The sequence below is a fragment of the Calothrix sp. CBUCES-K 9914 genome, from assembly GCF_059640475.1.
Genome location: NZ_JBXXZH010000287.1, coordinates 1 through 10,621, shown reverse-complemented (window position 1 = coordinate 10,621; position 10,621 = coordinate 1). Strand labels below are relative to the sequence as shown.

At 39.1% G+C, this 10,621-nt stretch carries 10 protein-coding genes; 8 read left to right on the top strand and 2 right to left on the bottom strand.

The features are described from left to right. From AC2JBO_RS38140 to AC2JBO_RS38105, 8 genes are all read left to right on the top strand, one after another. Positions 1 to 841: hypothetical protein (locus tag AC2JBO_RS38140; RefSeq protein WP_496958841.1), on the top strand; the 841-nt coding region annotated here is incomplete at its 5' end. Beyond that, the gene (locus tag AC2JBO_RS38135) at positions 838 to 1,875 is read left to right on the top strand and encodes a hypothetical protein (protein ID WP_496958840.1); all 1,038 of its coding nucleotides are present in this window, start codon (positions 838 to 840) and stop codon (positions 1,873 to 1,875) included. The genes AC2JBO_RS38140 and AC2JBO_RS38135, both read left to right, overlap by 4 nt. 43 nt (positions 1,876 to 1,918) lie before the next feature. Continuing rightward, positions 1,919 to 2,305: a hypothetical protein gene (locus tag AC2JBO_RS38130; RefSeq protein WP_496958839.1), complete on the top strand. Its 387-nt coding sequence runs from the start codon at positions 1,919 to 1,921 to the stop codon at positions 2,303 to 2,305. Continuing rightward, positions 2,302 to 2,697: a hypothetical protein gene (locus tag AC2JBO_RS38125; RefSeq protein WP_496958838.1), complete on the top strand. Its 396-nt coding sequence runs from the start codon at positions 2,302 to 2,304 to the stop codon at positions 2,695 to 2,697. The genes AC2JBO_RS38130 and AC2JBO_RS38125 overlap by 4 nt, the downstream gene beginning before the upstream one ends. A 4-nt stretch (positions 2,698 to 2,701) precedes the next feature. Next, positions 2,702 to 3,385, top strand: a complete 684-nt coding sequence (locus tag AC2JBO_RS38120) for a hypothetical protein (RefSeq protein WP_496958837.1) — start codon at positions 2,702 to 2,704, stop codon at positions 3,383 to 3,385. Continuing rightward, positions 3,382 to 3,645 (top strand): hypothetical protein, encoded by a 264-nt coding sequence (locus tag AC2JBO_RS38115; protein WP_496958836.1) that lies wholly within the window; start codon positions 3,382 to 3,384, stop codon positions 3,643 to 3,645. The genes AC2JBO_RS38120 and AC2JBO_RS38115 overlap by 4 nt, the downstream gene beginning before the upstream one ends. Before the next feature lie 148 nt (positions 3,646 to 3,793). Further along, positions 3,794 to 4,897 (top strand): hypothetical protein, encoded by a 1,104-nt coding sequence (locus tag AC2JBO_RS38110; protein WP_496958835.1) that lies wholly within the window; start codon positions 3,794 to 3,796, stop codon positions 4,895 to 4,897. A 175-nt stretch (positions 4,898 to 5,072) separates the two neighbouring features. After that, complete coding sequence (locus AC2JBO_RS38105) at positions 5,073 to 7,583, top strand: PAS domain-containing hybrid sensor histidine kinase/response regulator (protein ID WP_496958834.1); 2,511 nt, start codon at positions 5,073 to 5,075, stop codon at positions 7,581 to 7,583. Between the two features lie 81 nt (positions 7,584 to 7,664). On the opposite strand, the gene AC2JBO_RS38100 is transcribed toward AC2JBO_RS38105, so the two are convergent. Further along, positions 7,665 to 8,114 carry a response regulator gene (locus AC2JBO_RS38100; RefSeq protein WP_496958833.1) on the bottom strand — a complete coding sequence of 150 codons (450 nt, stop codon included), beginning with the start codon at positions 8,112 to 8,114 and terminating at the stop codon, positions 7,665 to 7,667. A 21-nt stretch (positions 8,115 to 8,135) separates the two neighbouring features. Continuing rightward, positions 8,136 to 10,379 carry an ATP-binding protein gene (locus AC2JBO_RS38095; RefSeq protein ID WP_496958832.1) on the bottom strand — a complete coding sequence of 748 codons (2,244 nt, stop codon included), beginning with the start codon at positions 10,377 to 10,379 and terminating at the stop codon, positions 8,136 to 8,138. Positions 10,380 to 10,621: the final 242 nt, after the last annotated feature.

Below are 10,621 nucleotides of genomic sequence, written 5' to 3'. Positions count from 1 at the left end.
ACAACCTCAACCACAACCTCAACCACAACCTCAGCCTCAGCCTCAGCCTCAACCACAACCTCAACCTCAACCACAACCTCAACCACAACCTCAGCCACAACCTGACACACCACCTAACCCGTGTGAAAACAACCCTTGTGGCTCATCAATAAACAAAAAACTTGATGACGCTAAAAAGGAAAATGATAAAAATACTATTGAATGGTTAGACGTTAAAGTTCCTGTTGTAATTTGCACACCTGACGACGAAAAGCCATTTAAGAGAGAAGAAAAAACCATTCAGGTTATCAAAACCTCCAAAGGTTCAGAATCTGCAAAAGTTACTTTAATGTTTGAAGAACTAGCTAGCATCAAAGAACATCTTTGTAGTAAAGAAGATATTGACCCTAATATTGTAATTCCGGAATGGTGGCAAGTTCGGTCATTCCAAAGACCCCAACTTGTTATTCAGTATGCTGAAGCTTTAAAAGATAATAAAATAGGTCGTAGTCGCTGGACTATTACTATCCCTCACTATTGCAAGCCGAAAGACTATAAACCTAACTTTCCTAAGTACGAAAAAGGTGATTGGGAGGGCATACAAGTGTTAAATGATAATTCCAAAATAATTATCAACGCTAAGACTGAAGCTGAATGCAAGCGTGTACTCGATGCACTCAAAGCTTATGTTGACCCCAAATACCTAAAAGGTATTAAACCGCCAAAAACAGGTAGACGACCTGATACTTATAGAAAAGTTGATGTTACACCTGTTCGCTGCCACTTTTTTAAAACTGGGCAACAAAATACTGTTCCTGATTGGAGCTTGAAACTTAGAGAAAAGCCGAAAAAGCCCAAATGATAAACATTAATCCTGTATTACACAAAGTATTTTATATAGATAAAAGGTTAGCGATTAAACTGAAAGACTTTGCAGCTATTATTCATATATCAGATACTTACTTACTGCAAATTATTAAAAAGCTAATTAAAAAGAAGATTAAGTTCGCTTACAAGTGGAAGCGTAACTGGTACGTCTTTTTACCAAGTCAACCAATACCAAATACAGTCAATAGCGCTTCTAGTCCAAATAGCAATCCACCAATTGAAAAACAAATTAATCTACCATCAGGTCAAGTTATAGATATTAACTGGCAAAAAGTCATAGACAATAGTCCACCGCTCGTAATTACAGCGTTGATCAATTTTAGATTCAATTTTCTGGTACGCGGTCAAGAGGTATTTCTGGTTGGGTTACAAACTGAACCACTTTCTTCGACCTTAAGCCCAAAGAATTTAACTCTGCTCAAACCCTTATCACAAGGGACTTTCAGAGCTACAACTGAGTATACGTATGGTTATCGTATTAAATACGACAAAAATAAAATGAGTATTTTCAATCCAGGGGCTAATGGAACCCTTAATTCCACCCAATATCCAGCAGCGTTTTTTGAAGTGTGCCGCGCGCTTGATGCTGCAGAAAACTTGCGTAATGGCGCCAACCCAGGTTTACCGCCACGAAGAAACCTATCTACTACTGTTAGCTTCGACACAGGAACAATTGCTGTAGCTGCAACAATTCCAATTACCGTAGCGATTCAAGCGAATGGTTCAATCGACGTTAAAGCTAGCGATTATTTGGGTGCAACTTACTCTGCTTTTGTTAATGGCGGTGGAGATTTAAAATCTGACACTTTACCAGAAGCAATGTTAGAAATAGCGAGTATGTTAGCCGCTGCCGAAAAAGCGGTAACTCCTGCAGATGCCCAACCTAACAACGTACAAATTCAGTTTGATATAGAAACTGGTACTGCTACCATCTCAGCTAACTTACCCTTCACCACTGCAGCCGCTACTAATGGTGATGTAACAATACACGCTATTGATTATCTCTAACGCCCGGTTAGTAACCGAATAAAGTAAATAAAGAGGTAAGAACATGCCAAAAGGAGTCAAGTTAGGCCCGCGCGTTACAGTCCAATTTGCAGCCGCGTCTAAGGGTGGTAAGGACAAATCAGCAAAAGGAGCATCGTATATTTACATGCTCAAGTCCACAGCTGAATTTTACGGTTTTAAATCTGTGCCATCTGCTGCTGTTAAGACCAAAAAAGGTAAAACTATTGCTGTTAGAGGTTGCGTAGGTAGCGGTAGCATCAAAGTACCAGCTGGTGAAAAGAATGGAAAAACTAGTTATAAAAGCATTCCTGTACCAGCTGGCGCGACTATTGGTGACATTCAAAAGTTTTTAAAAACAGCTACAAAAAGCAAGCCAACTTCGTTTGCTAGTGTGGATGGTAGAAGCTACCCCATTGTCACGACAAAATGATAGAGACACATCTCGTCTTTAAAAACGAGTACAGATTTGATTTAAAAAAAATTACTTCTGTACTCATTCCTTACCTGTTTGAAGAAACAGTAACAACTTTAATTATCAAAGTTGATGCTACTGCTTCTAAAAACTATCGCAGTGTTGGTAGGGTAGACCAAATAGCAATTGATTACCCGAATAGATTAGTTGCTTCTTCTCAAGTAGTTAGATTCGGTAATCAATCGCTGTACTTTCCCCAAAGCGGAAGATTTCAGCTAGAGTTTTACCCTAATTACTATCTAGGTAAAACTCGTGTAACGCTTCACAAAGTCATGCAGCCTTTACCAAATGTCGAATCAACGCTAATACGCATTGAAGACAAAATCGACAACATCTTAGAGTCTGGTTAACAATATGTGGCAAGATATAAGCACTTTAACTTTGGATGTTACTGGTAAATGGTTTTTTACTGAAGTCATCAATCAAGACTTTTCATTGATACAGTTGCAGCATGACTTAACCAACGCTCAGGATGTGGAGCAAATAAGACCTGGTGCTTTTATTGCTTTATTCTACGGCGAAAACATTTATAACCCTAAAACTTTCGTTTATCGAGAGATTGGTGAAATTATAAATTTTTCAAACCTGCCCATAGAACAAAAACCAAGAATAGGTATCAAGCGATTAGACGACTTGAATTTAATTTGGAATGTGGAGATAAAAATTATGCCAATTTATGATGCAACATCGAATAATGCTTTGATTTCCACAAAAAAAGAGAAGCTAGAAGCAAACGTAATTCAAAAAGTATTTAAACAGGAAGTAGATAATTTTACTTCAATCAACGAAACTAGAAGGGGATTGTCTATTTTTAATAGTTCGTATACTGCCACCGTTACTATTGGCTTATCTGCTAGCGAATCAGACGGTATTTTAGGGCTTGATGGTGTGTTAGCGGTAATCCCACCCAGAAAAATTTATGAACTACCTACTATTGGCGACGGTAGTTGTTATAGCGGTGTTGTTTATGGAAAATCTGATGTGGCAGACACCGAGAATTATTTAGAACTAACTGAATTTGTAGCGGCATTAGAATGAACTTAAGATTAACGAGTATTGCCGCCGCTACTGCAATTGCAACAGCTAGCGTGCAGCTATTTTATAGCTTTGCATCGGGTAGTTATTCGGTAGGTAGCCGCGTTGAACAAATCCAAGGTGATTTAAGGTTGCTTAGAAATGAAGTCCAAAATCAAAGCAAGCTCAATCAGGCACAAAATCAAATCTATGAGTTTCGCCTCAACCAACTTGAGACTCAAGGGCAACTTGAAAAGAATCATGGTAACATGCGCCGCGAATAGTACGCTTAACCTATCTCTGATAAACTCTTTGGGGATTCCTTACAGCGAAGAAACGAACAAGTACGACTCAATTCGAGGATTCATTCATCAATTTACGTACAGCTTACTTGCGTACATTTGTTTGCATGTGCTATTAAAGCGTCAAAAAATGCTGTTCGTTCCGATACTGCGACTACATCTACATAATAAACAGGATGAGGCGCCGACGGAGAAGTTCCTCGTGTCGTTGTCAAATGTACTCTCGCATCTACTCAACGAAGACCATCGTTCTAATTCACAGGGAGTAGATATTCGTGATTTACAGGGTAAAGGTAAATATAAAATACCGAATGTAATGAGTTCGCTGTATTCGATACTTCCCAAAAAGTTTACTTTTGCCAATACCGACTATACACCACAGTTAGATAAACTGGCAATTATTGTCGTTTCGAGTCGGGAGAGTGATAGAAAGTGGGGTGCAAAGGATAAGATATCAAATTTGATGGGGGAGATAATTGGGTTACGACTGATAAACAACTCGGTACGAGTTCAGTTACTGACAACATTCTCCGATAACTACGACAACCAACAGTTATTTACACACCCTGCTGTTATCGTTGAAAACGTTGCCAAACTGTATAAAATGGGATTTCGACATTTTGCTTATATTGCCAAAGCTCCTTATACGAGTACTTTGCATATGACGCAGACTGAAGAAGACGATGGTTTGTTCTTCATGTCGAAGGATGTGATTAGGTCTTTGAAAGCAGAACACGAGGACATTAAGATTTATCCGATGTTCTTCGATAAGTACTATGCCATCAAACCAGGAGATAAAATCCAAACGAGTTCGCTATATGTACAGGATACATTAGAACTGACGAATTTAGTTGAAGACAGCAGTAAAAAGTCGGTGGTTTTCTTCAACCTGTTCAATGGTGTCAATGTTCCAGGCACCGAAAAGTATTACAATGGCGTAATTTCCTATGCGACGCTGTTGAATATCTATAAAGGGATACTCGATGATGAGGATATTCGCACTGGTCTGATGTACGAGGGGTCATTGAAAAACGATATTTTACAATACTTAACTTTGTTTCACTTCTCACGCTATCAAAAAGCGAAGGAAATTCACCTCAAGCTTGACCCATACGATAATTTGATTGGTGATAACTCTGTTGGAAAGTTGGCAACGTTTTTTCACATGCAGGGTAAAACGGAATTTAACTCTCTTGCGTTTCTAACATTGGTAAGAAAAGTATTGAATGTGTAGGGTGTGTGAAGGCTATAATAATCTTTCAACGGAGCGCAAAATCTTGTAGCCTTAACGCACCATATCTTCACGCACCATCCATCATTTCCATTATACTTATAACAGCTATAGTAAATAGTGGTATCCTAGAGAGAACTCGAACTGTATATCAAGCAGTTTGAGTGCTATATGTATAATGCAGAACGAAAAATCATTTTTTAATCTACCTGTTAACGCAGGATGCAATAGCGAGCAGCTAGTTAATGAGCAAACAAGCGAACGTAGCTATCGAACGGTTTTAGTTATCGATGATTGCCTTGAAGATAGAGAAACTTATCGACGTTATTTACTCAAAAATACAGAATATAATTATATAATAGTTGATGCAAAGTTGGGAAAACAAGGACTGGAACTTTTTGGGCGCCACAACCCAGATTTGGTGTTGCTCGATTATTTGCTGCCTGATATGGATGGGCTGGAATTGTTCAAGCAATTAAAAAAGCTGCATAATATTTTTGACACACCTGTAATTATTTTGACAGGGCAAGGGAATGAAGAAGTTGCCGTACAAGCGATGAAGTTAGGCGCCTCTGATTATTTAATCAAGGGGGAGATATCCTTTGATAAACTGCGGTTAGCTGTTAATAATGCGGTTGAAAAAGCACAGTTACAGAGGCGCCTTCGACAAAGTGAAACTAGATTAAGATTAGCTTTGGATGCAGTTCATATGGGTACTTGGGAGTGGAATCTTCAAACGAATGCGATGATTTTCTCCGAGTATGTAAGACCAATATTAGGGTTGAGTGCGAGCGAATTACTGCCAGATAATTATAACATATTTTTAAATATTGTACATCCTGCTGACCGTGAGCGGTTGAATAATGCAACAAATAAAGCCATTGCATCTGGAGAAAAACAAGATGTTGAATTTCGGGTTGTTTGGAAAGATGGTACTGAGCGATGGTTAGAAATATTAGGAAAATTATATACGCATCAGAATGGCGAACCACGTAGTTTAATCGGGACAGTGCTTGATGTTACCGAATCTAAACAGGCTGAATTAGCACAGCGTTTAGTTGAGGAGCGCGAGCGGATTGTGACGCAAATTGCTGCTTCTATTCGTCAATCGCTTAACTTGGATGTAATTTTTGACACTACAGTTCAAGAAGTGCGGCAATTTTTGCAAGCCGACCGTGTATTGATTCTTCGTTTAATGCCAAATGGTAATGGTAATGTTGTAACTCAGTCAATAGGAAGTGAGTGGGCGCCGATATCAACAACAATTTTTAACCCCTGTTTTAGTGAAAGCGACATTGAAGCTTATAGCCAAGGATTAGTTACTGCTAAAACTGATATTAATGCTGATGAAAACTTGTGTCATGTGGAATTATTTAGTCAGTTCCAAGTACGGGCTAATTTAGTAGTCCCAATTTTACAGGGCAAAAATTTATGGGGATTATTAATTGCCCATCACTGTTCGGAACCAAGAGAATGGCAGCAAGTTGAAATTGATTTGCTTACACAACTGACAACCCAGGTAGGAATTGCAATTCAACAGGGAGAACTGCTAGAAAGCGAGAAAGCAGCGCGCGAGTTAGCAGAAAAAGCTAATCGTATCAAAGATGAATTTTTGGCAGTACTTTCTCACGAATTGCGCTCACCCCTAAATCCAATTTTAGGCTGGGCAAACTTACTTCAAAATGGTAAGCTCGACTCTCAAAGAATAGTCCATGCGGCAACAATTATTGAGCGCAATGTTCATTTACAAGTCGGTTTAATTGACGATTTGCTTGATGTATCGCGAATCTTACGTGGTAAGCTTGTTCTCAACTCGGCGCCTGTACACTTGGAGTCAATTATTATCTCAGCTTTAGAGGCAGTACAATTATCAGCAAAAGTTAAAGCTATTCAGATTAATACAATTTTAGAACCAAATATTAAACCAGTATTGGGCGATAGCGTGCGTTTGCACCAAGTCGTTTGGAACCTACTTTCTAACGCTGTGAAATTTACGCCGCAATCTGGATGTATTACAGTGCGGCTTGAAGAAATAAATGGAATGGCGCAAATTACTGTGAGCGATACAGGTAAAGGAATTAAACAAGAATTTTTACCTTATATATTTGATTATTTTCGTCAAGAAGATAGCAGCACCACTAGAAATTTTGGTGGGTTAGGGTTGGGATTAGCAATTGCTCGACACTTAATCGAATTAAATGGTGGAACGATATGTGCAGAAAGTGCTGGTATTGGGCAGGGTGCAACTTTTACTATTTGTTTGCCGTTAATGGCAAGTACAGAGAACGATGTACATGGTAACGAAATCAAAAATAATTCTTCTTCTTTAAATGGCATCAGTATTTTAGTTGTTGATGATGAAATTGATTCGCTTGATTTTATCACTTTTGTTTTGGAAAATGCAGGTGCGACGGTTGCCGCTGTTTCATCATCCATGCAAGCACTTGAAATTCTCGTGCGGTTTCAACCTGATATATTAATTAGCGATATTGGAATGCCTAAAATGAATGGTTATATGTTGGTTCATGCGATTCGAGAACAAGGAATAACAATACCAGCAATTGCTTTAACAGCTTATGCTGGGGAGTTTGATAAAGAGCAAGCTCTCGCTTCTGGGTTTCAAAAACATCTTCCTAAACCCATTGAAATTGATACTTTAATTCAAGCAATTGCAAATCTCGTAGGTTAGGCATCCCGCCTGACCCATGTAAAATTTAGCACAGGCGGAATATATTAAAATGCACAGGCGGGACGCCTATGCTACGACAAATTAATTAAAAGGTAGCATTGTGAGTTCAAACCAGTAGTTCAACAATCCCTGGACACTTTGCTTTAATAAACTAATGTCCATAGGTTTGATAATATAGCTGTTTACTCCTTGTTGGTAGCAAGTTTCAATATCTTTGGGGTTGCTAGATGTGGTAAAAACAACTACCGGAACGGTTTTTAAATTGTCATCCTGCTTAATTTGCCGTAACACTTCTCTCCCATCCGTTCCTGGTAAGTTAAGGTCTAGCAGTATCACTCCCGGACGTGGGGAACTTTTAGGGTCGGTATAACGGTTCCGACGGTAGAGAAACGCTAGCGCTTGATCACCGTTAGTGCAACGATAGACTGGGATAATAGACGCATACTGGCTTAGATAGCGTTGAAATGCTTCAAAGTCCTCATTGCTATCTTCAATTATTAGCAAAGGTGGCAGTGGCACGGTTATAGGCATAATAAATAATATATCATCATTTTACTGGGGCACCACCGATAAAGTGAAGTAAAAAGTACTGCCCTCATCTACCGTGGATTCTATCCAAATTTTTCCCCCGTGTCGCTCGACAATTTTTTGAACTATCGTTAAACCTGCTCCTGTACCACCTCCATATTCATCTTGTGCATGAAGCCGCTTGAATATCTGAAACACCCGTTCTAAATGTTGTTCGGGAATGCCAATACCGTTATCGCGGACGTAGAAGGTGTAATAAATGGGGTTTTCTGGTTCGATAAAGCCAATTTCAACCCATTTCTCGGTTTTATCGTTGTATTTAATAGCGTTGCTAATTAGATTGGTGAATACTTCGTTGACTTGGGTACGGTCGCAGCTAATAGTCGGCAAAGGTCGAGGCAAGCGAAACTCAATAAGTTGTTGCGGTTGGCTAATTTTCAAGGTGTCAATTGCCTGTTGTACTATTTCATTTAAGTCTGTAGGTTCGTGGGAAAGTTCGGCACGTCCTAACCGGGAATAATGTAGCAGTGAGTTGATTAAGTCTTCCATGCGCTGCGTTAGACGCACGAGGGTTTTTAGCTTGGCAATACCATCCGCGCGTAACACATCGCCATAATCTTCCATCAAAAAATTAGAGTAATTATGAATACCGCGCAACGGTTCTTTCAGGTCATGGGAAGCAAAGTAAGCAAAAGAGTCTAGTTCTGTGTTGCTGCGCTCCAATTCTAAATTGACCTTTGCCATTTCGTCTGCCTGACTTAAAATAATACCAACGATTAAGCTACGTAGTTCGGTGGCAATTTCAATCTCACAAGGTTTCCAAGCTAACGAGCGACCTTGTACCGTTTCTTGCCAAAGTTCAAAAGATTTACGTGGAGACAGACGTATATCACCATCGGTTGTAATTTCTACAGGTTTATTAGGGTTGCCGCCCCACTTGACAGTTTGTATCACTTCTGGACGAAACCAAATGATGTAATTTTGGCTAACTTTAGAAATTTCTAATGCTAATAATCCACTGGCAACCACTTTAAATGTTTGTGCTTTTGGATAAACTTCAAACAATGACCGCGTATGAAACAGGTTGTTGTTAATCTGAGTTTTAATCCAGTCTCGTAGAGCAGGTATTTCAGCTTCTGGTGGTGTATTACCAACACACACAATTTGTTCACCAGCACAAACTGCTGCTCCCGTGGCGCCTACAAGTTCAAGTAGATTTGAGTTTAGTTGAATTAACCCATTTAAAAAGCTTTTTGACTGAGATAGCGATTCTACAAACTTACTAGAAAGTGCTTTCAATGAGATTTTATAGTCTAAATCTTCATAGTCTTGCTTGGTTGCGAGTTCGACTGACGTTACCTGTGCCACAAACTCACAAATTGTTCGTATACTGTAGGGTACATAGCGAGGTGTTGAGTGATGACAGGCAATTAACCCCCATAATTTTTGGTCTTGTACGAGTGAAATGGACATTGAGGCGCCTACGCCCATATTTTTCATATATTCTATGTGTAGGGGAGATACACTTCGCAGTACAGATAAACTTAAATCTGTAGGAGAATTATCTAAAGGATTTAGCGGTGGTATTAACGTAGCTGGTTGATAGTCAGAGTCAGGAATTAAGCGTAACCAATTAAGAGTATAAAGCTGTCGAGCTTGTATGGGAATATCAGTAGCAGGATAGTGCAAATCAAGATAAGGAGTCAACGTATCTATCCGGTCTTCTGCAATGACCCTTCCCGCTCCCTCCACATCTAATTGATACACCATAACGCGCTCAAAACCCGTGATTTTTCGGACTTCTTTAGCCACAATATCGCACATCTCAAATAAACTTGGCGCCTTTTGAATCTTAGTTATAACACCCTTAACTCGCTTATAAAACTCTAAAAAGTCTGCTCTCTGGTTCTTATCTTTGACCTCTAACTCCAAAATAATCGTATTATTACAACGATGAACAATACCATCAAAGCGGAGTAATTTATTTTCGTGTTTAATAAAAATATTTAAGGGATTTACATGCTCAAAGTCTTCGTTTAAGCACTGTTGAATAGCATTAATATGCTTAGAAGCAAGTAAAGTTAATAAAGGTTTACCTAATAAATCTTGAGGATATCGACCTAGTAATTCAAACGTGTTACTACTGACCTGAACAATGTTTAATTCCGGTTCCTGCAAAACCAACAGCACCCCGTGAGGTTGAATTAAACCTGGAATATGAATCGGTTCTCGGTAACAGTTGGTTAAATCTACAGCTTGATTTGTCATACATTGTTTGCAGAATTGCCTGAGCAAACAATTATGCTATCAAAAATTGCTGAAAATTTATAACACCTATTTAAGGTAAGATGAGCGTGTTGGCGCCTCTATCTTTGGTATTAGAGTATCAAATAAAACATAATCTTGAAAACCTCTCCCCCTCTCCTCTTATTGCACCCACACCCTATAAGGATACTGCTGGCGAATGATAGGTTTGACCCCTCAGTATCACGATTTTGCGTCATTTCCGG